The organism is Massilia sp. CFBP 13721, from assembly GCF_014842025.1.
Lineage (GTDB): Bacteria > Pseudomonadota > Gammaproteobacteria > Burkholderiales > Burkholderiaceae_D > Telluria.
Genome location: NZ_JACYUY010000019.1, coordinates 15687 through 41111 on the forward strand (window position 1 = coordinate 15687; position 25425 = coordinate 41111).

The 25425-nt window shown below is 65.1% G+C and carries 28 protein-coding genes; 22 read left to right on the forward strand and 6 right to left on the reverse strand.

What is annotated here, in order from left to right; translation table 11 throughout:
• Nucleotides 1-13: 13 nt before the first annotated feature.
• Nucleotides 14-919, reverse strand: coding sequence for a 16S rRNA (cytidine(1402)-2'-O)-methyltransferase (rsmI, locus tag IFT60_RS17570; RefSeq protein ID WP_192053885.1), 906 nt, complete (start codon nt 917-919; stop codon nt 14-16).
• Nucleotides 920-931: 12 nt separating this feature from the next.
• On the opposite strand from rsmI, the gene IFT60_RS17575 reads away from it, so the two are divergent.
• The 6 genes from IFT60_RS17575 (at nt 932) to IFT60_RS17600 (ending at nt 5279) form a co-directional block, all read left to right on the forward strand.
• Entirely contained in the window at nt 932-2206 is a 1275-nt protein-coding gene (locus IFT60_RS17575) for a penicillin-binding protein activator (protein ID WP_192053887.1), read from the forward strand.
• Nucleotide 2207: 1 nt separating this feature from the next.
• A complete protein-coding gene (locus IFT60_RS17580; RefSeq protein ID WP_192053889.1) occupies nt 2208-2567 on the forward strand; it encodes a YraN family protein in 360 nt (119 codons plus the stop codon).
• A gap of 78 nt (nt 2568-2645) precedes the next feature.
• A complete protein-coding gene (locus IFT60_RS17585; protein ID WP_192053891.1) occupies nt 2646-3242 on the forward strand; it encodes a phosphoheptose isomerase in 597 nt (198 codons plus the stop codon).
• The gene (locus IFT60_RS17590) at nt 3235-3870 is read left to right on the forward strand and encodes a BON domain-containing protein (RefSeq protein ID WP_192053893.1); all 636 of its coding nucleotides are present in this window, start codon (nt 3235-3237) and stop codon (nt 3868-3870) included. The genes IFT60_RS17585 and IFT60_RS17590 overlap by 8 nt, the downstream gene beginning before the upstream one ends.
• Nucleotides 3871-3913: 43 nt before the next feature.
• On the forward strand, nt 3914-4438 hold the full coding sequence (locus IFT60_RS17595; protein WP_192053895.1) for a peroxiredoxin family protein: 525 nt from the start codon (nt 3914-3916) through the stop codon (nt 4436-4438).
• A gap of 190 nt (nt 4439-4628) precedes the next feature.
• Nucleotides 4629-5279: a hypothetical protein gene (locus IFT60_RS17600; RefSeq protein ID WP_192053897.1), complete on the forward strand. Its 651-nt coding sequence runs from the start codon at nt 4629-4631 to the stop codon at nt 5277-5279.
• Between the two features lie 2 nt (nt 5280-5281).
• On the opposite strand, the gene IFT60_RS17605 is transcribed toward IFT60_RS17600, so the two are convergent.
• Together IFT60_RS17605 and IFT60_RS17610 are read right to left on the reverse strand one after the other, a co-directional pair.
• Entirely contained in the window at nt 5282-5707 is a 426-nt protein-coding gene (locus IFT60_RS17605) for a PaaI family thioesterase (protein WP_192053899.1), read from the reverse strand.
• Between the two features lie 61 nt (nt 5708-5768).
• The gene (locus IFT60_RS17610) at nt 5769-7754 is read right to left on the reverse strand and encodes a helicase-related protein (RefSeq protein WP_192053902.1); all 1986 of its coding nucleotides are present in this window, start codon (nt 7752-7754) and stop codon (nt 5769-5771) included.
• A 258-nt stretch (nt 7755-8012) separates the two neighbouring features.
• On the opposite strand from IFT60_RS17610, the gene IFT60_RS17615 reads away from it, so the two are divergent.
• The 16 genes from IFT60_RS17615 to IFT60_RS17690 all read left to right on the forward strand — a co-directional run bounded on the left by IFT60_RS17615 (nt 8013) and on the right by IFT60_RS17690 (nt 23238).
• Nucleotides 8013-9842, forward strand: a complete 1830-nt coding sequence (locus IFT60_RS17615; RefSeq protein ID WP_192053904.1) for a sensor histidine kinase — start codon at nt 8013-8015, stop codon at nt 9840-9842.
• Nucleotides 9839-10240: a response regulator gene (locus IFT60_RS17620; RefSeq protein WP_192053906.1), complete on the forward strand. Its 402-nt coding sequence runs from the start codon at nt 9839-9841 to the stop codon at nt 10238-10240. The genes IFT60_RS17615 and IFT60_RS17620 overlap by 4 nt, the downstream gene beginning before the upstream one ends.
• The gene (locus IFT60_RS17625; protein ID WP_192053908.1) at nt 10230-11750 is read left to right on the forward strand and encodes an HD domain-containing phosphohydrolase; all 1521 of its coding nucleotides are present in this window, start codon (nt 10230-10232) and stop codon (nt 11748-11750) included. Before IFT60_RS17620 ends, IFT60_RS17625 begins: the two co-directional genes overlap by 11 nt.
• A complete protein-coding gene (locus tag IFT60_RS17630; RefSeq protein WP_192053910.1) occupies nt 11751-13775 on the forward strand; it encodes an ATPase, T2SS/T4P/T4SS family in 2025 nt (674 codons plus the stop codon). It begins immediately after the preceding gene.
• Between the two features lie 9 nt (nt 13776-13784).
• Entirely contained in the window at nt 13785-14912 is a 1128-nt protein-coding gene (locus IFT60_RS17635) for a type II secretion system F family protein (RefSeq protein ID WP_192053912.1), read from the forward strand.
• Between the two features lie 129 nt (nt 14913-15041).
• On the forward strand, nt 15042-15599 hold the full coding sequence (locus IFT60_RS26310; protein ID WP_197986379.1) for a prepilin-type N-terminal cleavage/methylation domain-containing protein: 558 nt from the start codon (nt 15042-15044) through the stop codon (nt 15597-15599).
• A gap of 15 nt (nt 15600-15614) precedes the next feature.
• Nucleotides 15615-16196 (forward strand): pilus assembly FimT family protein, encoded by a 582-nt coding sequence (locus IFT60_RS17645; RefSeq protein WP_192053914.1) that lies wholly within the window; start codon nt 15615-15617, stop codon nt 16194-16196.
• A complete protein-coding gene (locus tag IFT60_RS17650) occupies nt 16193-16648 on the forward strand; it encodes a type II secretion system protein (RefSeq protein WP_197986380.1) in 456 nt (151 codons plus the stop codon). Before IFT60_RS17645 ends, IFT60_RS17650 begins: the two co-directional genes overlap by 4 nt.
• Nucleotides 16645-17133, forward strand: coding sequence for a PilW family protein (locus IFT60_RS17655; protein WP_192053918.1), 489 nt, complete (start codon nt 16645-16647; stop codon nt 17131-17133). The genes IFT60_RS17650 and IFT60_RS17655 overlap by 4 nt, the downstream gene beginning before the upstream one ends.
• The gene (locus IFT60_RS17660; protein WP_192053920.1) at nt 17130-18071 is read left to right on the forward strand and encodes a DNRLRE domain-containing protein; all 942 of its coding nucleotides are present in this window, start codon (nt 17130-17132) and stop codon (nt 18069-18071) included. Before IFT60_RS17655 ends, IFT60_RS17660 begins: the two co-directional genes overlap by 4 nt.
• A gap of 16 nt (nt 18072-18087) precedes the next feature.
• Nucleotides 18088-19251: a GGDEF domain-containing protein gene (locus tag IFT60_RS17665; RefSeq protein ID WP_192053923.1), complete on the forward strand. Its 1164-nt coding sequence runs from the start codon at nt 18088-18090 to the stop codon at nt 19249-19251.
• Complete coding sequence (gene pilM / locus IFT60_RS17670; protein ID WP_192053925.1) at nt 19248-20351, forward strand: pilus assembly protein PilM; 1104 nt, start codon at nt 19248-19250, stop codon at nt 20349-20351. The genes IFT60_RS17665 and pilM overlap by 4 nt, the downstream gene beginning before the upstream one ends.
• Nucleotides 20344-21006: a PilN domain-containing protein gene (locus IFT60_RS17675; RefSeq protein WP_192053927.1), complete on the forward strand. Its 663-nt coding sequence runs from the start codon at nt 20344-20346 to the stop codon at nt 21004-21006. The genes pilM and IFT60_RS17675 overlap by 8 nt, the downstream gene beginning before the upstream one ends.
• A complete protein-coding gene (locus IFT60_RS17680; protein WP_192053929.1) occupies nt 21003-21569 on the forward strand; it encodes a hypothetical protein in 567 nt (188 codons plus the stop codon). The genes IFT60_RS17675 and IFT60_RS17680 overlap by 4 nt, the downstream gene beginning before the upstream one ends.
• The gene (locus tag IFT60_RS17685) at nt 21566-21895 is read left to right on the forward strand and encodes a hypothetical protein (protein WP_192053932.1); all 330 of its coding nucleotides are present in this window, start codon (nt 21566-21568) and stop codon (nt 21893-21895) included. Before IFT60_RS17680 ends, IFT60_RS17685 begins: the two co-directional genes overlap by 4 nt.
• Nucleotides 21892-23238 carry a type II secretion system protein GspD gene (locus IFT60_RS17690; RefSeq protein WP_192053934.1) on the forward strand — a complete coding sequence of 449 codons (1347 nt, stop codon included), beginning with the start codon at nt 21892-21894 and terminating at the stop codon, nt 23236-23238. Before IFT60_RS17685 ends, IFT60_RS17690 begins: the two co-directional genes overlap by 4 nt.
• A gap of 82 nt (nt 23239-23320) precedes the next feature.
• Here IFT60_RS17690 and lipA read toward each other — a convergent pair whose 3' ends face one another.
• The 3 genes from lipA to IFT60_RS17705 form a co-directional block, all read right to left on the reverse strand.
• Entirely contained in the window at nt 23321-24307 is a 987-nt protein-coding gene (gene lipA, locus IFT60_RS17695) for a lipoyl synthase (protein WP_192053936.1), read from the reverse strand.
• Nucleotides 24308-24329: 22 nt separating this feature from the next.
• Nucleotides 24330-25022: a lipoyl(octanoyl) transferase LipB gene (gene lipB, locus IFT60_RS17700; RefSeq protein ID WP_192053938.1), complete on the reverse strand. Its 693-nt coding sequence runs from the start codon at nt 25020-25022 to the stop codon at nt 24330-24332.
• Between the two features lie 83 nt (nt 25023-25105).
• A complete protein-coding gene (locus IFT60_RS17705; protein WP_192053940.1) occupies nt 25106-25372 on the reverse strand; it encodes a DUF493 family protein in 267 nt (88 codons plus the stop codon).
• Between the last annotated feature and the right edge of the window lie 53 nt (nt 25373-25425).

The window sequence follows — 25425 nt, forward strand, 5'->3', positions numbered from 1 at the left end:
GTCCGTACAGTGCTTACTCGCCCTTGATCTGCAAAGCCCGCTCATACAGCGCATTCTTCTTGCGCCCGGTAATCTGCGCCGTCAGATTCGCCGCCTGTTTCACGCTGCATTCGGCGAGCAAAATGTTCAGGATGCGCTCGGCTTCGGCATCCTGGGCATCGGTCTCGATCGTCGCCCCTTCCACCAGCACGACGAATTCGCCGCGCTCGCGGTGCTGGTCGGCCTTGACCCAGGCCAGCGCTTCTCCGAGCGGGCAGCGGTGAATTTCTTCAAACAGTTTGGTCAGTTCGCGCGCAAACACGACCTGGCGGGTCGGTTCGAACACGGCCATCAGCCCCTCGACGCAATCGACGATGCGGTGCGGCGCTTCGTAGATCACCAGGGTGGCCGGTTCGCGCACCAGTTCCAATAAAGCCGCTTCGCGCTGCTTCGATTTGGCCGGCAAGAAGCCGACAAAATTGAAACGGTCGTTGACCAGGCCGGAGGCGGACAAGGCGGCCACCGACGCCGACGCGCCCGGCAGCGGGAGCACGCGCAGGCCGGCCGCGCGTACGGCATCGACGATGCGCGCACCGGGGTCGGAGACGGCGGGGGTGCCGGCGTCCGACACCAAAGCGACACGTTCGCCGGCGCGCAAGCGCGCAACCAGCTTATCGGCCGCTTCGCGCTCGTTGTGCTGGTGCGCCGCCACCATCTGCTTGTCCAAGCCGTAACGGGTGAGCAGGGCGCCGGTTTTGCGGGTATCCTCACAAGCGACCACGTCTGCCAGCGCCAGCAGGTGCAGCGCGCGCAGCGTGATGTCGGTGGCGTTGCCGATCGGTGTGGCCACCACGTACAACGTTGCTGTAGGATAAGACTGTTGAGCTGCCTCGGCCATTACAGGGAGCTGGGCGATATCGATGGACTGGTTGTCGGTCATGTTGAGGATACGATGCGCATAAAAAGTCTGAACGGCGTGATTGCCACTGCTGCTACTGGATTGATGCTTGGCCTGGCTGGCTGCGGCAGTACGCCCCTGCCGCCCGATCTGGGTTGCGGCGTACCGGGCGGATTGTGCGCGCCCCTCGAGCCAAACACAAGTGCGCGCCCTGCGGAACCGCCCCCACCGGCGCCGGCGCCAAGTTCGGAAACCCGCACGGTGCCGGTGGAACTGTATCCGGACGAGCGCGGGCCGCAAGCGCAGACCGGCCCCAGCGGCACGGCGCGCATCGCGCTGCTGCTGCCGCTGGAGTCGCCTGGCCTCGGCCAGGCCGCCCAGGCCGTGCGCGCCGGTTTTCTCGCCGGCCACGAACGCGACCGCGCCGGCATCGAAGTCAATGTGATCGCCAGCGGCGATTCTCCCGAATCGACGCTGCAGACCTATGCCCGTGCTGCCGCTGAAAACGACATCGTCGTTGGTCCCTTGGCGCGCTCGAGCGTGGCGGCGATCATCGCCGCGAATGCCGTCACCAAACCGACGGTGGCCCTGAACCACCCGCAAATCGACCGCCCCTTGCCGCCGCAGTTACTCGTCGTCGGCCTGTCGCTGGAAGAAGAAGCGCGCCAAGTCGCCGACTGGGCCGCGCAGGAACATCCGAGCGGGCGCGCGCTTGTCCTCGGCGGCAAGGCGGCCTGGCAGCAGCGCGCCGCCGGCGCGTTCAGCGCGCGCTGGACCCGCCTCGGCCATAACAACGCGGCGGTCGAACTGCCGATCCAGGATGGCTATGTCGACGCCAATGCGCTGTCCGAACTGCGTTCGCGCCTCGAAATCGACCGTCCCGAATTGCTGTTTGCCGCGCTCGACGCCGGCGCCCTGCGCCAGGTGAGGAGTGCGCTCGGCACCTCGCTGCCGACCTACGCCATCTCGGCCGCCAATCCGGGCCGCGCGCCGGGACTGTCGGTGCCGGAACTCGACGGCGTGCGCCTGGTCGACCTGCCCTGGACCATCCAGCCCGATCACCCGGGCGTGATGGTTTATCCGCGCCCGGTCGATACCGACTCGCTCGACATGCAGCGTTTATATGCGCTCGGCATCGATGCCTTCCAGGTGGCGCGCACCTTGGTGCAACGGCCGGGCGCCGGCTTCGAGATCGACGGCGTCACCGGGCGCCTGTCGGTACGCCGGGACAATGGCGCCTGGACGCTGCGGCGCGACGAGGCCGCCGCCGTCTACCGCGACGGCATCGGGTATGAAGCAGTCACCGGGAAATCGACCATCGGCCAGTGAGATGGCCCCTATTAAACTCTCGGAGAAGCAATCCCAGGGCCGCGACTGGGAGCAGACCGCGTTGCGCTACCTGCGCCGCCAGGGCCTGGTCCTGATCGAAGCGAATTTTACGTGTAAAGGCGGGGAAATCGACCTGGTCATGCGCGACGGCGAGTCGCTTGTCTTCGTCGAAGTGCGCCAGCGCGCCGACCGCCGCCATGGCGGGGCCGCCGCCAGCATCACCCCCCATAAAATCCGCCGCTTGATCCGCGCGGCCCAAGTCTACCTGCAGCGCCTGCCGACTGTACCGCCCTGCCGCTTCGACGTCGTCGCCATCGATGGCGAGGCGCTGGAATGGCTGCGCGACGCGATTCAAGTTTGACAATCTGTCCGCGCAGTTGTAAGCAATCTTTAAATTGCTTTGCCGCCCACGGTTGCTACTACACTATAATCTTCGGCTATGAATACTCAACGCATCCTCGCTCACTTCCAGGAGAGCGCCGACCTGAAATTGCAGTCGGCCCCGGCCCTGGCGCACCCTATTTCGCAGGCGATCGAACTGATGTTCGGCGCCCTGTCCAACGGCAACAAGATCCTGGCTTGCGGTAACGGCGGTTCGGCCGCCGACTGCCAGCACTTTGCGGCGGAACTGGTCGGCCGCTTCGAGCGCGAGCGCTTCCCGCTGCCCGCGATCGCGCTGACCACCGACACCTCGATCCTGACCGCGGTCGCCAACGACTACAGTTACCGCGAGATCTTTTCGAAGCAGGTGCAAGCCTTTGGCCAGGCCGGCGACATCCTGCTGGCGATTTCGACCTCGGGCAATTCGGGCAACGTGCTGGCCGCCGTCGAAGCGGCGCTCGAGCGCGAGATGCGCATCGTCGCCTTCACGGGCAAGGACGGCGGCGCGCTGGCGAAACTGCTGACCGACGCCGACGTCCACATCAACGTGCAGCACAGCCGCACCGCGCGTATCCAGGAAGTACACCTGGTCGCGATTCACGCTATCTGCGACGGCATCGACGTCGCGCTATTCGGAGGAGACGAGAATGAATAAACCCGGCTTGAAGGGTTCCCTGGCGAAAGCCGTCCTGTGCGCGTCCCTGCTGGGCGCGCTGCAAGGCTGCGTGCCGCTGGTCGTCGGCGGCGCTGCGATGGGTGCGGCCGCCACCATGGACCGCCGCACGCTGGGCGCGCAGACCGAGGACAAATCGATCACCGTCAAGGCCGAGGTGCAGGTTCCAAAAATCGTCGGCAACGCCGGCCACGTGAATATCGCCAGCTTCAACCGCAAGGTCTTGCTGACCGGCGAAGTGCGCGACGAAGCCATGAAGGCCGCCGTCGAGCGCGAAGTGCGCGGCATCGAGAATGTCGCCAACGTCATCAATGAACTGGTGATCGCCGGTCCGTCGAGCTATACCTCGCGCTCGTCGGATGCGCTGATCACCGGTAACGTCAAGGGCAGCCTGATCGAAATGAAAACGATCTCGGCCACCTCGTTCAAGGTCGTCACCGAGCGCGGCACCGTCTACCTGATGGGCCGCGTGACCCAGCGCGAAGGAGACCTGGCAGCCAAGATCGCCCAGAGCGTCGCCGGCGTGCAGGGTGTCGTCAAGATCTTCGAGTACATGAGCGAAGAAGAACTGCGCACCCAGTTCCCGAAATCCGGTTCGGTCGCCCTGTAATCATCCCGGCGGGGCCTGGCCCCGCTTTTTTTTCGCCAGCGCCATGACAGCCAATCATCCAGCTCAACCTCGTTCCTGGCTCAAACCCGCCGCCATTGGCGCGCTCGTGCTGGCGCTGGCGGGTGGCGGCTATGCCTTGATGCGCGCCGAAAAGGCGCCCGAGGTCACCTTCATCAGCATCGCCGGCGACAAGATCGCCACCGCCAACCTGCGCGGCAAGGTCGTGATGGTCAATTTCTGGGCAACTTCCTGCACCACGTGTGTCAAGGAGATGCCGGCCATGGTCGACACCTACAACAAGTTCAAGGGGCAGGGACTCGAATTCGTGGCGGTGGCCATGCAGTACGACCCGCCGAACTACGTCCTGAATTTCACCGAGACGCGCAAGCTGCCCTTCATCGTCGCCCTCGACGCAGGCGGAGACATTGCCAAATCCTTCGGCGACGTCACCCTCACGCCCACCACCTTTGTGATCGGCAAGGATGGGACCATCCTCAAGCGCTACGTCGGCGAGCCCGATTTCAGCGAGGTGCATGCTCTTCTGCAGAAGGCCTTGAAGGCGAGCTGACGCTCACTTGCTGCCGTGCTCGCCTTGCCGCGATTTCAATCTGTTATTACACTGAATCGCAGCATGGTATCCCTAGCGGCGAGAATGCTACAGCACGCCTGAGCTAGCGCAAGCCGGCGCCTCCGCAAGAGGCCAAGCTTGATGCATTCGCGGGCCGTGACGTTGCGGCCATGCGTGCAAAGGAGATGCAATGGGTGAATTTTTACGCATGACAGGCAGGTTCGCCGCGCTGCTGGCGCTGGCCGCGCTGGCCGCTTGCAGCAGCCCGCGGCCCAGGGCACACGCCGTGCTGCAATACCAGCATGTCGCGAATGCGCACGAAATCCGTTTCACCAATCCGATCGCCCTGTCGGCCGCGCTGTACCGCGTCAATTACTTGTCGCCGGTCGATGCGGAGGGCTTCTGGGCCATCTTCGTGCTGTGCAATGCCGACGTCACCGACCAGGCGCGGCGCGGTTTTTACTACAACGTCAATCAATTTCGCGTCAGCCATGAGGGACGCGAATTCGGCGGCGTGCCGCCCTATTCGCTGCGCTACCAGGGTCAAATCGACCTGAACAATGCCGGCGATACGCTGCCGATTCGCGACGCGGTGGCCGCCGAAATCCAGGAAGGACCGCCCGAGCAGCTGTTCCAGAGCGGCTTCTATCCCGACCTGAACTACCGCTTCGCCATCTTCGTGCCCAAGGCGCTGCCCAACTACGCCGGCGAGGAACTGGCGCTCACCTACAAGGGCCAGCCAGCGATCCTGGTCGGCAACGGCAAGCCACCGTCGGACTTGCCGGCCGTCGGCGGCAGCGCGGGCGGGGCAGCGGCGGCGTGCGTGCCGCCGCTGCCCTGAACTCAAGTGCTCTTCGGGTAGAGAATCATTTGGGTGCAGCGAAACAAGGCGATCGTCTTGCCATTCGCTTTGTCCGTCACCTTCACGTCCCAGACCTGGGTGGTGCGGCCCAGATGCGCCACGGTCGCCACGGCGACGATGGTGCCTTCGCGCGCGGTACTGAAATGGTTCGATTTCAGCTCGATCGTCGTGAAATTCTGCGCGCCTTCGGGCAGGTTGGCGACGCAGGCATAGCCGGCGGCGGTATCGGCCAGCGTCACCACGCTGCCGGCGTGCAGGTAGCCGTTCGGCGCCAGGTGGTGCGGCTTGATCGGCAATTGCGCGGTCAGGGTCTGGTGGCCGACTTCGAGGACTTCGATGCCGAGGTAGCCTGGGAACTTGCCGATGCCGCGCTGGTTAAAGACTTCTAAAGTAGGTGCGGTGGTCATGGTGGGGTGATCTGGTGGCTAATTTGATATCGTAACCGATCCGCCATCACCCCGCCCGCCATCACGCCCGCCGCTTGGGCTTGCTGACGACGCCTCCCTGGCGCTTGCGCGTTGCCGCATTCTGCTGCTGCAGCAGCGCGTCGACCCGCTCCGACGCCTCGCGCGCCAGCTGTTGCGCTTCCTCGATACTCGGGAAAAACTCCGGCTCGCGGTAACCGAGCCAGGCATAGGCCGAGTACATGCGGCAAGTGTCTTCGACTTCCTGCAAATTTTTCCACTGCAGCCCGCCCGGCTGCGGGGTCAGTTTCGAGACTTTTTTCCTGGCCAGCGACAGCGCCCAGTGTTCCCATGCGCTTTGCAGCATCGGCACCCGGTTCGAGATCGGCACCAGCGACAGCATGAATTTCTCGGCCACCGTCAGCTCCAGGGTGTCGAGCCATTCGGCGCGTTCGTTCTGGTCTTCGGTGATGCGTGGATAGAAGAAACCGTCCGGCACGTCGATGTTGTGGACGAAGCGCCGCAGCAGTTTTACCAATGAGGTCTCGCCCGTCACCGCCGATATCCGATGTAACTGCTCGAGCGAGGGCGCCACCGCGAAACCGCTGGCTGGTACCGGCGGGATCTTTTCCTTCATCAGGGCGCGCATGACTTCATGGGTGTCGTCGTCGTAGCCGGCGACAAAGCCCTCTTCATGGACGCCGTAGCGGCCGGCGCGCCCGGCGATCTGCTTCGCCAGCGCCGCCGAGATTTCCTCTTCCTCATAGCCGTTGTATTTCACCGCCGTCGTCATCACGATGCGCGCGATCGGCATGTTCAGCCCCATGGCAAGGGCGTCGGTGCCGACCACGATGTCGGCTTTTCCTTCCCGGAAGCGCTCGGCCTGGGCGCGGCGTACTTCGGGAGACAGATTGCCGTAGACGGTGGCGACCGATAAGCCCTTTTCGGTGATCATGTCGCGCCACATCAGCACGTCGCGCCGCGAAAAGGCGATCACCGCATCGCCACGGCGCAGGTTCGACAGTTTGCGGACTGGCCCCGGTTCCATCGCCAGCGGCGCCATGCGTTTCAGTATGTGGACTTCGAGCGGCACCTCCAGCCGTTCGGCCAGGGCTTCGATCGCGCGCCGCGCTTCCGGGGCGCCGACCAGGTAGACGGTGGCGGCCGGCGCGCCGCAGACGGCGGCGGTCCAGGCGGCGCCGCGGTCGCGGTCGGCCAGCATCTGGATCTCGTCGATCACGGCGACCTCGATCGGCGTTTTACTGTCGAGCATCTCGACGGTGCTGGCGACGTGGGTGCTGCCTTCGGTCACGCGCCGCTCTTCCCCCGTGATCAGGCTGACCTTCAACGGTTCGCCATGCGGGCGCGCCGCCTGCAGGCGTTCGTAGTTTTCCAGCGCCAGCAGGCGCAGCGGCGCGAGATAGGCGCCGCTTTTGGCTTTGGCCAGCGCTTCCATCGCACGGTGGGTTTTACCGGAATTGGTCGGCCCCAACAGCGCGATGAATTTACGTTGCATGCGGCTGGCCACCTCGAACGATTCCGGGTACTCGGCCAGGTTGATGCTTTCCTTGGTGCGGGCGGCGTGGCGCTCTTCCTGCTCGCGCTCGATCGCGTGCTCGACGCGCTGGCGGATGCGCTCGAACACATACTCGGCCGGCTCCGAAGTTTCCAGTTCGTCGAGCACGCCGAGGAACAGGCGCGGATCGAAGCCGGCGTCGTCGGCCTGCTCGGCGATGTCGCGCACGAATTCCTCGGCATCGAGATGCAGTTCGGCCAGGGCCTTGTCACCGGTGCGTTCTTCGATCAGCTCGCGCCGCGCAATCAAATCCATCTTGCGCCATTTGCTGGGTTTGGCGAGCACCCCGCGCGCGGGCACCAGCGCATACGGCACGCGCAAGCCTTCGTATTTCACTTCGCCGGAAAAACGCAGGAACACGCGCCCTTCCATTTTGACGAGTTCGATGCCGCGCGCGGCGAGGTCGAGTTCGCGTTCGAGGAAGGCGTCGTCGTCGCCCGTGTCGGTGTCGGCGTCGTAGCGTGGATTGCTCATGTGTGTTGAAGGTGATGTCTGGTTGTTATCACTATAGCGCGGATGACGCGCGGCTCCTGTTCCACTAGACAGCCGCAGCGGCGCTCGCCGCTTCACGATTCTTCCGAAAGTGTGTCCTGGTATCGACAAAAGTTTGACCGGATAGGCAATCGGGGCAGAATGTTATTTTCCTCAAAGAAATTTTCAACTATAGTCTGCGCTTCCCCATCACTTACTGTCGACCTGCGCTCTAGCAAACGCCAGGCAGGACCGCCCAGAATGAAAAATAACAGGATCGGCCTGATTCTCGTCGGCTCCATGCTGGCCGTGATCGCCCTTGTCGTCACCCTGCTGCTGCAGCGCCAGCAGGCGGAACACGCCGAGCAGGTGCGCGTGCAAGGCCTGGGCATGGTGCGGTCGCTGGCCGCGCTGCCGCTCGCCGTGCTGGCGCCGGGCACCGGCCAGCCGGGGGTGCTCGAATCGATCCTGGCTTACCGCGACAATCCCGATTTCGCCTATGCCGCCGTGACTGGCGCCGATGGCCGCAGCCTGGCCGAAGTGGCCAGCGCCGGCGTCCTGGTGCCGCCGAGTGCTCCGCTGACGCTGACCGGTTTCGCCGAACGCGCCATCCCCGCCGGCCAGAACGGCCGCGCGATCCGCGAATTCCATGGCCCGCTGGCCAGCGCCGACGCCAGGACGCAAGTGCGGATCGGCTATTTCGAGCCACGCACGCCGTTCGACATGAAGGACCTGCCCTTCTACGCGCTGATCGCGCTGGCCATGTTCCTGCTGGTGCCGCTGATCTATCTGGTGATCAAGCGCGAAATGGCGCCGCTGGCTGCGCTGGGTGATCAGCTGCGCTCGGTGGCGACACAGGCGGCCAGCCACGCATCGGCTGCGACTACGGTCGGCGACAGCGATGCCGACGTGCGTGGCCTGGCCAGTAAGCTGAATCGCTACATCGACCAGGCCAGTACGCGCATCCGCGAGCTGGAACAGGAAAGCGTGGCCAGCATGGCCAGCGGCAGGCTGCTCGAATACGGCAGCAACAAGATGCAGGCGGTGCTGCAATGCCTGCCCGACGGGCTGCTGGTGCTCGACCCGGCCGGCGAAGTGACCTTCGCCACCGGCAAGATCGAGCCGCTGCTGGGCGTGCCGGTGGCCGACGTGCTGTCGCAGCCGGTCGAGGCCTGGTGCCGCGACCCCGAACTGCGCGCGATGCTGGCGCGCTTCAAGGGCGCGGGGCTGGATACGCGCAGCCAGATGACGATCGAATTCAACCCGGCCGGTGTGCCCGATAAACGCCTGTGGGCCACCGCCCAGGCGCTGCTCGGCCATTCGATGGGTTACGGCACCCTGGTGGTGCTGCGCGACGCCACCCGCGAACACCTGGCGCGCCAGGCCGGCAACGACTTCGTCGCCCACGCCGCGCACGAACTCAAGTCGCCGCTGAACGTAATCGGCATGTACGGCGAAATGCTGGCCGACGTCGGCGAAGACGATCCGGCGGTGCGGGTCGAGGCGATCAACGTGATCCAGGACGAAGTCGAGCGCATGAATTCGCTGGTGAACAACCTGCTCAACGTCAGCAAGCTCGAGATGGGCAGCATGCGTCCGGAACGCCACCGCGTCAAACTCGACGATTTGTTGCGCGACGCCTGGCAGCAGGCGCGCACCCGCGCCGAAAGCAAGGGCATCCGCCTCGAATTGCAGGTGGCGCGCGAACTGGCGGCGGTCTCGGTCGACAAGGACCTGTTCCGCATCGCCCTGAACAACCTGCTGAATAACGCCATCAAGTACAACCAGTCCGGCGGCAACGTGGTGCTGGCCGCCGACGAAGGCGACGCCGACGTCGTCATCGCCGTGCGCGACAGCGGCATCGGCATGAGCGCGGAAGACACCGCGCGCGTCACCGAAAAATTCTATCGCGTGCGCGAAACCGGTACCGAACAGCGCGGCGGCCACGGCCTCGGGCTGTATTTAACGAACCAGATCATCGAGCTGCACCACGGCCGCCTGACGATCGAAAGCGAGCTGGGACACGGCAGCGTGTTCGCCATCCACCTGAAGAAAATGCCGGCCCTGGTCGACGGAGGCCAAGTCTTATGAAAAAAACCATCCTGCTCGTCGACGACGAGCCGCACGTGATCCGCGTGCTGCGCCTGATGCTCGAACGCGATGGCTACGACGTCCTGAGCGCGAACGACGGCAACGAGGCCCTCGACAAGATGAGCGCACGCCGCCCCGACGTCATGGTCAGCGACATCCAGATGGCGGGCATGAACGGCCGCGAACTGTGCCGCACCGCGCGCGCACGCTATCCCGACGAGACCTTCCCGATCTTCGTGATGACCTCGATGACGGCCTCACAGGAACGCGAATGGGTACGCGAACTGGCGAACGTCGAATTCCTCGAAAAGCCGCTCAGCCCGCGCCAGCTGATCGCCCGCCTGACCACTTATTTCACCAACGCCGCCGCCCCGCAGGAGAACCCCGATGCACGCTAACATCCTGAACGACCTCGATTTCACGCGCCACGCGCGCTGGCTGCGTCGCATCACCGGCGTCGATTACGATTTCGCGGTGTGCGGCGCGGACGGTAGCCTCGCCTTTTCCAGCCTGGCCGGCAGCGACGTCGGCGCCTGGATCGCCAGCGCCTGCGCGGCCGGTTTTACCTGGCCCTGCGTCGGCGACGGCATGCAGCGCCATGATGGCGACGGCGCCACCCTGCTGTACATGGCAATCCACGGCAAGACCGGCCTGCTTGGCTACCTGGCCGTGCGCGTCGCCACCGAAGCGGCCGCGCCGACCGCCTGGGATGCGCTGGCCGAGACTTTTGAGGACATCGGCGCCGGCATCGCCGACGAAGCCGCGGCCAAGCGCGAACTCGACAACATGGCGCTGGAACTGTCCGAGCGCTACGAAGAACTGCACCTGGTGTACGCGATCGACAAGACCGTGCAACAGCTCGAACCCGGCGCCGACCTGTTCCAGCGATTGCTGCAAAGCTGGGCCGAGCACATGGATGCCGACGTCGCCGCCTTCGTGAAACCGGGCGAGAACCTGTGCGTGCACGCTACAAATTTGTCGGCGCCGATCCACAACCTGGACCTGGTGCTGGTCGAGATGCGCGGCGATCTGTATCGCTTCACGCACTCGGCACGCGCGCCGATCGTCATCAACGACGTCGCCGACCCGCGCCGCGCCTACATCTTTACCGATTTACCTTTCAAACTGCTGTGCTGCCCGGTGATCCACGACCGCAGCGTGGTGGCGATCCTGGTACTGGCCAACCACCTGGCCAAACCCGATTTTTCGAACAGCGACCGCAAGCTGGGCGAACTGCTGGCGAACCAGCTGTCGGGCCTCTCCAAAATGTACGGCATGCTGGCCGAGACGCAGAAATTCAACGACCAGATGGCGAACGCCCTGATCGAAGCGGTGGAAGCGAAAGACCCGTACACGCGCGGCCACTCCGAGCGCGTGCACTACATCACGATGGAGATCGGCAAGGCGATGAATCTCGGTTCGCGCGATACCGACGACCTGTTCTGGGGCTCGCTGCTGCACGACGTCGGCAAGATCGGCATCCCCGACGCGGTGCTGTGCAAGCCGGGCCGCCTCACCGCGGACGAGTTCACGTTCATCAAAGTGCACCCGGAGCGCAGCTATGAAATCCTGCGCCACATCGACCGTTTAAAGGGTGCGGTGCCGGGCGCGCGCCACCACCAGGAAAAGTACGACGGCACCGGTTATCCGCACGGGTTGAAGGGCAACGACATTCCGCTGCACGCGCGCATCATCGCGGTGGCCGATACCTACGATTCGATCACCAGCTCGCGCGCCTACCGCGCCGGGCGCAGCCACGAAGTGGCGATGGCGGAGATTTCACGCGTGGCCGGCAGCCAGCTCGACCCGGCGATCATCAAGGTGTTCGAGGACGTCTGCGCCCTGGAGCCGGAATGGATCGTGCGTTTCAATATCGCCCGTGACCGCGTGCAGGAGCAGGCGGCCTAAATGAGCGACGCAGTCACCCGCAGCCGCATCGGCTCGATGACCTACCTGGCGCCGTCGATGGCGCTGGTGGCAAGCGACGCCATCGATGCGGTGGAAAGTGCGATCGCCGAGTGCATCGCCCAGCACCAGGTCAGCATCGTGCTCGACCTGGGCAAGGTGCCGCTCTTGTCCGGACGCGCACTCGAATTGACGATGCGCGCGGCCAACCGGCTCGGATCGCTGGGCGGCTGGCTGAAACTGGCCTATCCGAGCCCGCTGCTGCTCGATATCCTGAAGGTCACCGGGGTCGCCGACCAGGTCGCGCTGTACGACGCGCCGCAGGCGCCACCGAAGGCGGCACGCACCGGCGCCCAGCCCAAGCTGGGCGACATCCTGGTCGAACGCGGCATCGTCACCGCCGCCCAGGTGGCGGAAGCGGCGCGCCTGCAGGAGCAGACCGGCAAGCGCATGGGTTTCATCATGGTCGAGAAAAAATGGCTGTCCGAGTCGGCGCTGTTCCAGGCGCTGGCCGAGCAGCTCGACCTGCCTTTCGTCAGCCTGCGCGCCGGTTTGTACGATCCGGTGGCGGTCTCGCTGCTGGAACGCGACGTGGCCAAGCGCCTGAACGTGATTCCGCTGTTCGTGGTCGAGAACACGCTGACGATCGCCACCGGCGAGCCGCAGGCGGTGCACAGCATCGACGAGATCCGCGCCCGCACCGGCTGCCGCATCCGCGTGGCGATGGCACCGCCGCTTGATATCAACCGCGTGCGCGACGATGCCTACGGCGGCACCATGCCGGATTTTATCCACAGCGAGGCGAACGACCTCGAGTTGGTGGACAACCAGATCCCGGACGACTACACGCAGATCGACCAGATGGCCGGCGCCAGCCCGGTGATCAACATGGTCAACGCCGTGATCCAGCGCGCGATCCACGACAACGCCAGCGACATCCACATCGAAATCTCGCGCAACAAGTCGCGCATTCGCCTGCGCATCGACGGCATCCTGTACGAAGTCATGTCGCCGCGCCCCGAGCTGCATCCGGCGATCGTCTCGCGTCTGAAGGTGATGGCGCACCTCGACATCGCCGAACGCCGCTTGCCGCAGGATGGCCGCATCCAGGTAATGACGCAAGGCCGCTCGGTCGACCTGCGCTTTTCCTCGCTGCCCGGCATCTACGGCGAAAAGGTGGTGTTGCGCGTGCTCGACAAAAACCAGTCGATCCTCGACGTCGATAAACTGGGCATGAACCGCGGCGCGGTCGACACGTTTAAACGGCTGCTCGGGCGCAGCCACGGGCTGATCCTGGTCACCGGCCCCACGGGTAGCGGCAAGACTACCAGCCTGTACGCGGCGATCAACTACCTCAAAAGTATCGAAAAAAACATCGTCACGATCGAGGATCCGGTCGAATACCAGCTCGACATCATCAACCAGAACCAGGTCAACGATGCGATCGGCCTGACCTTCCCGAAAATCCTGAAACACGTGCTGCGCCAGGACCCGGACATCATCATGGTGGGCGAGGTGCGCGACCGGCAAACCGCGGAAATCGCGGTGCAGGCGGCGCTCACCGGCCACCTGGTGCTGACCACCCTGCACACCAACGACACCCTGGGCGCAGTGGCGCGCCTGGTCGAGATGGGGGTCGAGCCGTATCTGCTGTCGTCGGCGCTGATCGGCGTGATGGCGCAGCGCCTGGTGCGGCGCATCTGTCCGGGCTGTAAAACCAGCTACCTGGTGCCGCCAGGCGCGGCGGCCGCCTACGGCTACAAGGGAGAAGGCAATCTGAAACTCCTGAAGGGGCGTGGCTGCCCCTCGTGCTACGACTCCGGCTACAAGGGACGGCTCGGCATCTACGAGCTGCTCGAAGTCGGCCCCGACCTGGCGCGCATGATCGTGGCGAACGCCAGCAAGGATGCGATGTCCCAGCACGTGGCAGGTACCGGCCACCGCGACCTGTATGCCGACGGCATGGAACGCGCCTTTGGCGGCGACACCACGCCCGAAGAAATCGCGCGCGTCGTGCATTCGTTATAAGGACCGACGATGGCACTCGAATGGGATGACGCGCCCGCCGACGCGGCGGCACCGACAGTACGGACGACGCGCCGGCCGGCCTGGACCCTGACGTCCGGGGAGCGCATCGGCAGTGCCGACCGCGTGATGTTCACCGAACGCCTGACCCTGCTGCTGGAAACCGGGGTGCCGCTGCACGACGCGCTGCGTGCGCTGCATGAACAAGCCGGCAAGCCGCGTTTGAAGGCGATCGTCGGTGAAGTCGCGGACGACATCGTCGGCGGCCAGCGCTTTTCCGAAGCCCTGGCCAGGCACCCGGACCTGTTCCCGCCCACCTACATCAACCTGATCGGCGCCAGCGAGGAAGGCGGCTTCCTGGCCGAGGTGCTCGAGCAACTGGTCGAGATGGACGAGAAACAGGAACGGCTGCGCAGCACGATCGTCTCGGCGCTGTCCTATCCCGGTTTCCTGATCGTGTTTTCGGTGCTGGTGGTGGTCTTCATCCTGGTCGCCGTGTTCCCGAAGTTCTCGGTGATGTTCACCGCGATCTACGACGAACTGCCGGTCACGACCAAGGTGTTCATTTTCGCCAGCGAACTCTTGACTAAACACGGCGCCGTCTTCGGCATCGGCACGCTGGCCCTGGCTGCCGGCGCATTGCTGGCGCTGCGCCGTCCCGACGTACGCGAAGGCCTCGACCGCCTGAAGCTGCGCCTGCCGCTGGTCAAGGATATCTTCATCAAGATCTACCTGACGCGCCTGATGCGCGTGATGGGGATTTCGCTCGATCGGGGCGTGACCATTCTGGCCACGCTCGGCGCCTGCCGTGACGTGATCCCGAACGCCGAGTTCCAGCGGTTTATCGGCGAACTCGAAGTGCAGGTGACCGAGGGACGCGGGATTGCCGCCGGTTTCCGCGACAGCCCCCTGATCCCGGTCAGCGTCAAGCAGATGATCGAGACCGGCGAACAGACCGGCAACCTGGGACGGGTGATGGGACGCGTCGCCGACTTCTACGAGCGGGATTTGACGCGCCAACTGAACAGCCTGGCGAAGATGGCGGAACCGGTGATGCTGCTCGTGATGGGCGTGCTGGTCGGGACCATCGTCACGTCGATCATCCTGCCCATTTTCAAAATGTCACGGGCTGTGCACTGAAAACCACAATTGGAAAAAGTTAATGCGCATCGGCAACAAAGGAAACGATGGTTCATGTTACTCTTCGTTGCTACTCGTTAAGAACTTGCCGACTGGCAAGCCATCCTTGGCCCATTCTACTAAAAGACCATGACCTCTACTTTCCGCCGCCGTGCCGTCCAAGGCTTCACGCTCATCGAGCTCCTGATCGTCGTGATCATCATCGCCATTCTGGCGGCGATTGCGATCCCGCAGTTTTCGAATACCTCGGGCGATGCGCAGGAATCGGCGTCGATCGCCAACCTGACGACCATGCGCTCGGCAATCGAGCTGTATCGTGCCCAGCATAATGGCAACTACCCGTCCAAAGCACCTGTCGGGACCGCGCCAGCGACGGCTTGCCCGACTGCCGGCGCCACGACCGATAACGATGCCACCACCTTCACCGACCAGCTGACCAAATACAGCAGCGCCAGCGGCCATAGCTGCAGCACCCAGGTTGCCGGCTACATTTACGGCCCTTACCTGCGCGCAATCCCGGTCGAACCGCTGACCAACAAGAATGACGTCACCGTCGTCACGGCCGAAGCCACCAACCCACCAGGCGCGGCGACGACCGGCTGGCGTTTCCTCAACACGACGGGCGCGCTCCAGATCAACAGCACCAAGCTGGCACGCGACGGCGTCACCCTGCTGTCCGCAAAATAATCCAGCAGGTCCATCGTGACGCGTTGTCCTGCCGTTCGGCACGCGGGCGTCACGCTGGCCGAGATGCTGGTTGTCGTTGCCATCCTCGGCATCGTCGCCGTCATCGCCATCCCCCAGGCCTCTTCCCTGTCTCCCGCCACGACCGCCGATGCGGCCGCCGCGGAGATTGCCCGCGCCCTCCGCTTCGCCCAGCGCGAAGCGGTCCGCACGAATAATTATTGCGTCGTCAGCATCGATCCCGCCACCCAGGCACTGCGGGTCGACCAGCCGACCCCGGCCGGCGACACCGCCCCGGTTACCCACCCGATCGACAAGCGCGATTACCAGATCCGCTTTGGCGGCAACAGCATGCTGCGCGCAACGCTGGTCAGTTCCGTTTTTAAATATGAAGGTGGTTTTACCAGCAGTTACGCCTTGTTCGGACCGGACGGCATGCCTGTGTATGTCGACAAGAGCGCGGTCGGCCAACTGTTCGGCTTGCTGCTCGGCACCAAGGAAATCAAGCCCTTGAAGGAAGAGGCCAAGATCACGGTGCGCTACGGCAATGTCGAACGTGTCGTGCGCATCGCCCCGGTCACGGCCAGGGTGAGCCTGTGAGTTGGTCTGTAAGCAGATTTGTAAAAACGGCCGGTCGGGAGCGCGGCTTTTCGTTCGTCGAAATCATGGTCGCCGTCGTCCTGCTGGCCATCTGCGCGGTGCCGATGGGCGACGCCATCCGGAACGGCATCATGGCGTCCACGGTCGGCGTCGACAAGGCACGCGAGCTGCGCTGCATGAAAAATACGATGGAAACCATCCTCGCAGAACCCTACCCGACCCTGTGGAAAGCCGCCAAAGGCACGGGCACGGCTGCGGACTATGCGCTTCCCGACGACGCCTCCTGCGCGAACGTGGAGCGCAGCCTGACGATTGCGCTGTACGAGCAATCCGGCAGCCAGCCGCCCGCCCTCCTCACCTCGACCACGGCGTCGCGCCGCGAATCGGCCCTGCTGTTCGTCTCGCTCAGCTCGGACAAGGGTTATTCGTTCGCCACCCTGGTGTCGCGATGAGCAAGCATCCGCTGCACCGGGCACATGGTCTCAGCCTGGTCGAACTGTTGATCGGCCTGGCCATCACGGCGCTCGTCATGGTGCCGCTGGTGCCGATGCTGGGCACCGCGTCGAACGTCGCGCGCATCGCCGACGACCAGGTTGCGCTCGAACGCGATGCCGACTTCGCCCTCGAGCGGATCGTCGCGCGCATCCGCGCGACCGCACCACCGCTCGACATGCAGAACAAACTGCCCGAGGAGTGGTTGAAACCCGAGGCCGTTTTCAGCCTCATCATCAGCCCCGGCGCCCGCGCCGGCATGCTGGTCGAGCAGCGGGGCACGGAGACCTACGTCCTGACCGATCCCAAAACGGTGACCAACTTCGAGCTCACCATGCCGGTTACCGAGGCATCCCAGCCGGCCATCAGGGTCAGCCTGAGCATGGAACGCGGCGCCGCCAGCACCACGGCGGTGGCCACCGTCCGCATGGGGACCACGCGATGAGCCTTACCAGCCAGCGCGGCATCCTGCTGCTGCCGGTAGCGCTCACGCTGGCCGTGATCGGCACGCTCGCGTATACGATGACCTACGACGGCAGCATGAACGTGGCCGCCGTGGATGCGCAGTACGAAATCGAACGCGCGCGCTACCTGGCTGCCAGCGGCCTCCAGCTTGCCAAATGGCGTGCCGGCAAAGACGACTGCGATAGCGACGACGCCAGGTTCGGCACCATCAGTTTCAAGGATGCCGCCGGCGCCGTCCTCGGGAGCGTTGCCGTCGACGCCAGGAACACCAGTATGGGCGGCGGCAACCTCACGATCAGCCTGATTGCGACGACGAGCGAGCGCAAGACCGTGTACGCGCTGACCCGCAAGGAACAGGTCATCAACCTGACCGAAGTCAAGAACGCGACCATCATCGGCGGCGGCGACGACGACACCACCATCATCGAGGGCGGTAATGCCGGCCAGAACGGTGCCGACACCCTGACCGCAACCCAGGACAAGGCGCACCCGCTGGTCCTGTTCAAGATGCCGGGGGACCTGGACAAGGGCGCGGTGATCCAGGCCACCCTGAAAATCACCAAGAACAACGGCAACGCGACCCAGCCGGGCCGCGCGCTGGCCGTGCACCGCATCACGCGCGAGTGGAAAGCCAAGGAAGCGACCTGGGAAAAGGCCGGGCCGGGACTATGGACCACCCGGGGCGGCGACTACGTGCCAACGGCCAGCGCCAGCGTCGTGATCGATCCGGGCAATGGCGCCTTCAATGGCGCCTACACATGGAGCGTCGACGCGCTCGCGGACAGCTGGGCCAACCGCTCGGTGCCGAATTACGGCGTCTTGCTCAAGCCGACCAACGTGGCGAACGTGACCTTCGTCAGTTTCAACGGCGGCAACAAGCCGGAACTGATCGTCCGCTATTACAAGCGCTGCACTTAACAACAAGAACAAAGCCATGAAAACAACCGCTTCCACCTTCAACGACCTGTCCGGCGTCTGGTCCTGCCTCGATTTCGGCGCACCGGAACTGCGCGACTACGCCGCACCCGTGATCACGGACGAAACCCGGCGCGGCGTCGCCCTGTTGAGCCTGGTCGCCCTGCTGTTCCTGGCGCTGGCCGCCGCCATGTCGGCCGTGTTCGCACTCGGCAGCGCCTACACCTATACGTATTCGGTGCTGTGCCTGCTGGCGCTGCACGTCTACCTGTCGAGTGCAAAAGTGGAACAGCTGCGCGCCCTGTACCTGCTGGCGATGCTGTTGCTGGTGGTGTGCGGCTCGTCGCTGGTGCTGCTGGCGCAGCGCTCGGGCCACCTGCACGCGATGCTGCTATTGAGCGTGGCGGTATTGATCATGCTGGTGCCCGTCGTACCCTGGGGGCTGCGCGAAGCGGCGCTCACTACCGGCGCCATCTACCTGATGTTTACCGCCTCCACTTACCTGAGCCGGCTGCGCTTCGCCGCGCTCGACCTGTGGGTGCTGCAGTGCCTGATGCTGGTGGCGGCGGTGATCTCGCTGGCGCTGGTCGCGCGTGCGCTCGGCCTGCGCAAGCACGACCTGGCGCTGCGCTTTCATCTGGAGCAGGCCCAGCGCGAACTGACCGAACTGGTGAACCGCGACCATCTCACCGGCGCCTGGAACCGGCGCCACATCGAACGCGATTTCGACCGCGTGGTGGCGCATCACCATGGCGCGGGCATCCCCTGCTGGTTCGGCCTGTTCGACATCGACCGTTTCAAGGCAATCAACGACACCTTCGGCCATGGCTGCGGCGACGAGGTGCTGCGCGCGGTGCAGGTGGCGTTCGGCGGCCTGGCCGGCGACGTCGAGTACCTGGCGCGCCTCGGCGGCGACGAGTTCGCGCTGCTGCTGTGCGGCCGCGACGCGCCGGCGCGGGTGGAAGCGGCGCTGGCATCGATCGCGGGCAAGATGGCGTGCACGGTAAGCTGCAGCGTGCAGCCGACCGTGAGCCTGGGCCTGGTGCAGTTGCCGCGTGAAGGCAGCCTCGGCTTCGACGGCGCCTATAAGCTGGCCGACGAATTGCTGTACGCCGCCAAGCGTGCCGGCGGCAATGCGGTGCACGTCAGCGCACCAGCAGAACCAGAAAAGGCGGTCGCATGAAGTCCTGGTTTGCTTCACTGGCGCACAAAAGTACGGCGCCCTCCCCGATCGGCCTCGATTTCGCCGCCCAGCGCCTGAACATGGTGCAGACTGCCCCCGCGCCCGGCGGCCTGGCGGTACGTGCGGCGCTGTCGCTACCTTACCCGGTCGAGCGCGCCCAGTTGCTGGCGGACCGGCGCCGCCTGAAAACCTTCGTGCGAGAGGCGTTAGCCGCCGCGCCCTTCGCCGGACGGCGCGTGGTGTCGGTGCTGGCGCCGAGCGAGGTGCGCATCCTGCCGTTGACGGTGCACGTACCGGGCAACCAGAGCGAGGGGCAAGCCGTGGCCAAGGCCGTGCGCGAGCAGCTCGGCGCCGCGGCGGCCGAGTCGGTGGTCGACTACTACCAGGTGCGCAGCGTCGAGGCGGCCGGCCCGGAAAAGCAGGTGCTGGCGGCGGTGGCGGCATCGAACAACGTGCTGGCCTACCTCGAGACGCTGCGCAGCGCCGGCCTGGAACCGGTGGCGCTCGACATCGGCCCGGCCGCGATCGCGCGCCTGCTCGCGGCGATGCAGGAAGATTTTGACCAGTCGGTCCTGTTGATCAATTTCGGCGCCAGCAAAAGCTATCTCACCGTGATCTGGGGACGGCGCCTGATGCTCGACCGCGAGATCGAGTTCGGCGAGATGCAGCTGGTCGACCGCCTGTCGCGCGCGCTTGGGCTGAATACCGAAGTGGCGTTGGCGCTGTTGCGCGAGCACGGCATCGGCACCCCGGCCGGCGCCCAGCATGGCCCGAACGGCGCCGCGCCCGACATCGGGCGCACGCTGCGCGAGATCCTGCACCAGGAATTCGCCGCGCTGGCCGAGGAACTGGTGCGCACGCAGGTGTACGTGGCCTCGCGCACGCGCGGCAGCGCGATCAGCCGCGTCTACCTGAACGGCAGCGTGGCGCGCTACCGCCATATCGAACAGCGCGTCGAGGAACTGGTGCGCCTGCCGGTCGAGCTGCTCGATCCGATGCGCGCCTTTAGCGGCGCGCCGCTGTCGGCGCCGGTCGGCAGCGACACCCACGGCATCGCCCTGGCGGCCGGCCTGGCATTACGGAGAGAAGTACGTGGCTGATATCGACATGATCCCGCGCAGCTACCGCGAGGGCGTGCGCGTGCGGCGCACGTTAACAGTGTATGGCAGCGCGCTGGCGCTGCTGCTGGTGGCCGGCGGCGGCGCCAGCGCGCTGCTGCACTGGCGCCTGTCTCTGGAAACGCCGCGCCTGGAACAGAGCCGCACGGCCTCGGGCCAGGCCAGCACGCTGCGCACCCAATTGATCGACGCCCAGGCACGCAAGGACCTGCTGGCCGACAACGTCGCCGCCCTGGCTGCCTTGCGCGGCAGCGGCGAAGTCGCGGCGCTCGCGGCCAGCGTGGACGCCGCGATCGACGCCAAGGTCTGGTTCGAGGGGCTGCGTTTTTCGCGCTCCCAGGAATTGCTGCAGGCGCCGCCGCCGGCGCCGCTGCCGGCCGGCGTAGTGCAGGCACGCGTCGCGGCCGGCAGCCCGCAAACCGGCGCCGTGCAGGCCTGGCGCCTGGGCAGCCAGATCGAGATCGATGGCCAGGCCGTCGACACCGACGCCATGACGCGCTTCCTGGCGGCGCTGGCGGCCGATCCGGCCCTCGCGGACGTGCGCTTCCTGAACAGCAGCACGGCGCCGGCCCTGGAAGGCGGTGCCGTGCAATTCAAGGCCACCGCCGCGCTCGTCAAACGTGGAAAGAGACCATGAACGCTACCCTGATCCATAAAGCCGCCGCGCTGCCGCCGCGCCAGCTGCACCTGATGGGCGCCGGCCTGCTCCTGATCGTGGCGGCCGCACTCTGGATGTATGTCCTGCGCGCGCCCTTGACGGCCTTGCGCACGGTCCGCGCCGAGCAGGCCCAGCTCGAACTGGCCGGCACCGACCCGCGCCCCTTCGCGGCACAGCTGGCGGTGCTCGCGCACGACACCGAACTGCTGGCCAAGGGCCTCGGTGGCGCCCCGGCGGGCGGCGCGACGCAACTGCAGGTGCGCCTGGTCGGCGAACTGGGCGCGCTGGCACAAGCCCAGGGCGTCACCCTGCACGGCATCGTTCCGGTGCCGGACGAGATGGTGCTGGCCTTTGTCCAGACCGGCTTCGATGCCGACGTCAGCGGTCCGTATGCCAGCCTGCTGGCCTGGATGGAGGCGATCGAACGCGCGCAGTCGAACCTGGCCATTGCCGGCTTCGAGATGCACCCTGCCGCGACGCCGGGACAGGTGACCATGAAAATACGCATCGCGGCATTCCGGCCGCAAGAAGGCACACCATGAAGCACATCCTGACCACCTCATTGGCGTGCGCACTGGCGCTGACGGGCGCCGGCGCCCGGGCGACGCCGCTGCGCGATCCATTTGCGCGCCCTGCCGCGCCGGCGCCACGCGTCGAGGCCGAGCCGGAAACGCCGCAAGCCTTGCCGCAGCTGCGCGCCGTCATGGTGACGCCGGGGCGCGCACTGGCAAACATCAATGGCCAGATCCTCGCCGTCGGCGAGTGGTTCGGCGACTATCAACTGATCAAGGTGGAAGAACGCGGCGTCACGCTCGACAAACGCGGCGTGAAAAGCGTTCTGCTCCTGAACGAGGCAAGCCGCAAATGAAGCATACTGTTTATCACCTGGCCGCCGCGGGGGCTTTGCTCGCCGTCGCGTTGCATGCAGCCGCCATGCCGCAAGCGGCGCCCGCGCAGCCGGCCACCGCCGTGTCGTCGACGGCCACGCCGCAAAAAAGCGCACCGACCTCCTTCGTCTTTCGCGACACCCCGATCGCCGAGCTGTTCGAGATGATCTCGCGCCACGAACGGGTCAACATCATGCTGGGCAAAGGCGTGACCGGCAATGTCGCCGTCAGCCTGTACGACATGACGCCACGCCAGGCGATCTATGCGATCGCCGAAGCCGGCGGCTACCAGGTGCTCACGCGCGAGAATGGCTATGTGATCGTCAACCCGGCGCAGCCGGCAGCCGAAGTCGTACCGGGCGGCCAGATGGAAGTACGCGCCATGAAGGTGCTGTATTCGGAGCCGCAGCTGGTGGCCGACATCCTGGCGAAACACGTCGGCCGCGGCGGCAAGGTGACGGTATTGCCAACGCGGCGCATGGTGGTGGTCGAGGACACGCCGGAGGGAATGAAACGCATCACCGCGCTGCTCCGCGAGATCGATACCCAGCCGCAGCAGATCATGATCGAAGCGAAGATCCTCGAGATCACGCTCGACGACAACGAAAACTTCGGCATCGAATGGAACAAGGTGTTCAGCGGCGACGCCGGTACCAGCATCAGCAACATCGGCACCCGCGGGCTGGTGCCGCCCGGCGGCGCCGGCCTGGTGTTCAACCTGGTGAATAAAAACGTCGACGTCTACCTGAATGCGCTGAGCAACAAGGGCCGGGTGCGCACGCTGGCCACGCCCAAGCTGCTGACCCTGGAAAACCAGGAAGCGACGACGAACGTCGGCGACAAGCTCGGTTACCGGGTCACGACGACGCTCAACAACATCACGACGGAGACCATCGAATTCCTCGAGACCGGCGTGATCCTGCGCGTGACGCCGTCGGTCGACAACGATGGGAGAATAGCGATGCGGGTGCGTCCGGAAGTGAGTTCCGGGACCTTCCTGGGCGGCATCCCGTCGAAGAAGACGACCGAAGTGAATACCCAGCTGGTGGCGGAAAACGGCCAATCGATCCTGATCGGCGGCCTGATCAAGGCCAACGCCGGCCTGCGCCGCACCGGCGTGCCGCTGCTGGGCGACGTGCCGGGATTAGGTAAACTGTTTTCGAACAGCGAGCAGACCGGCAGCTCGACCGAACTGATCGTCGTGATCACGCCGCGCATCGTGCCGACGCACGCCGTCGGTGCGGAGGCGCAGGTGATCGAACGGGTACAGCGCAACGAAAGCGAATTGAACGACAAGTTCAAGGGGACGGCGACCCTGCAATGAGCGCAGAATGAGCGCAAAGCAGCGCCCATGAAAAAACGGCCTTCGCGAAGGCCGTTTTTATTTGTGCTGCAAGCCGGACTGCTTACGCCGCCACGCCCGCATTGTGCGCCTGCACGTCCGCATGGTACGAAGAGCGCACCATGGCGCCGACGGCGGCATGGACGAAGCCCATTTCGTAGGCCGCTTCTTCGAACTTCTTGAACTGGTCCGGGTGCACGTAGCGGCGCACCGGCAGGTGCGAGTTCGACGGCGCCAGGTACTGGCCGATGGTCAGCATCTCGACATTGTGCTCGCGCATGTCGCGCATCACTTGCAGGATCTCTTCGTCGGTTTCGCCGAGGCCGACCATGATGCCGGATTTCGTCACCGCGTTCGGGTACAGCGCTTTAAAATCGCGCAGCAGCTCGAGCGAGTGCTTGTAGTCGGCACCGGGGCGCGCTTCCTTGTATAGGCGCGGCACGGTTTCCAGGTTGTGGTTCATCACGTCCGGCAAGCCGTCGGCGAAGATCGCCAGCGCTTTCGCCAGGCGGCCGCGGAAGTCGGGCACCAGCACTTCGATCTTGGTGTTCGGCGACAGCGCGCGGGTTTTGCTGATGCAGTCGACGAAGTGGCCGGCGCCGCCGTCGCGCAGGTCGTCGCGGTCGACCGAGGTGATCACGACATACGTCAGGCGCAGGTCGGCGATGGTTTTGGCGAGGTTGCCCGGCTCGTTGACGTCGAGCGGGTCGGGACGGCCGTGGCCGACGTCGCAGAACGGGCAACGGCGCGTGCACTTGTCGCCCATGATCATGAAGGTGGCCGTACCCTTGCCGAAGCATTCGCCAATGTTCGGGCAGCTCGCTTCTTCGCAGACGGTGACCAGGTTGTTCGCGCGCAGGATGTCCTTGATTTCGTAGAAACGCGAGGACGCCGTCGCCGCTTTTACCCGGATCCAGTCCGGCTTTTTCAGGCGCTCGGCATCGGCGATCGGCACGATCTTGATCGGGATGCGCGAGGTCTTGTTGGCACCTTTTTGCTTGTCGGTGGCGTTATAGGCGGGATTCAGACCGGTATCGGTGTCGGTAGTCATGTCGCTCTAGCCCAGGCGGGCTTCAGTTGGTTTGTTCGGTTGCGGCGGGCGCCAGGTGCTGCACGAGTGCGTGCGCCAGCGCCTGTTGTACGTCCGCCAGCGGCGCCTCGATGCCCATGGTGCGCATGTCGACGGTGGAGAGGCCGGAATAGCCGCAGGGATTAATCCAGGTAAACGGCGCTAAATCCATCGCCACGTTCAGCGACACGCCGTGATAGGTGCAGCCGTTGCCGCGCACTTTGAGGCCGAGCGCGGCGATCTTCGCGCCGCGGCGCGGGCCGGCGGCAATATAAATGCCGGGCGCGCCGGCAACGCGTTCACCGCCGAGATTATACGCCGCCAGCACGTCGATGACCGCCTGTTCGATTTTTTCCACAAATTGCCGCGCATATAACTTGCCGCCCGGCTTGTTACGGCGTAAATCCATCAGCAGGTAGATCACGACCTGGCCGGGACCGTGGTAAGTTACTTCGCCGCCGCGGTCGGTCTGCACCACGGGAATGTCGTGCTGCGGCACGCCGGGTCCGGCCAGCAGGTGGCCGCGGTCGGCGCCCAGGCCCAATGTAAACACCGGCGGATGCTCGACGATCCAGAGTTCGTCGGGCGTGTCCGGGGTGCGCGCATCGGTAAACGCGCGCATCGCCGTAAACACGGGTTCGTAATCGGCACGGCCCAGCGCGCGAATCAGCGGGCTGGCGGGGCGGGTGGGGTGCATGGGATCCGGTGGGAAGGTGGACAGCCCCGACATTATATGCCAGTGCCGGGCGGCTTGCCCGGCGCCCTCGCCCGCCGAACCGATTACATCACGATCTTGACCATCGGGTGCGCCGACAAGGCGCGGTACAGATCGTCGAGCTGGGCGCGGCTGGTGGCGCGCACGGTGCAGGTCAATCCCGTGTAGTTGCCTTTGCCGGACGGACGCACTTCCATGCGGCCATCGTGGAAGGTCGGGTCGTAGCCGCAGACCACTTCGACGATCGTGGTAGGGAAGGCGTCGTGCGTCGGGCCCATCACCTTGATCGGGAAGTCGCTCGGGTATTCAATGAGGGAATCTTTCGGGTCCATGATGGCTCCTGTGCAAAACGTCATTGTAGCCAATGCGGGGCTGGCGCGTGAAA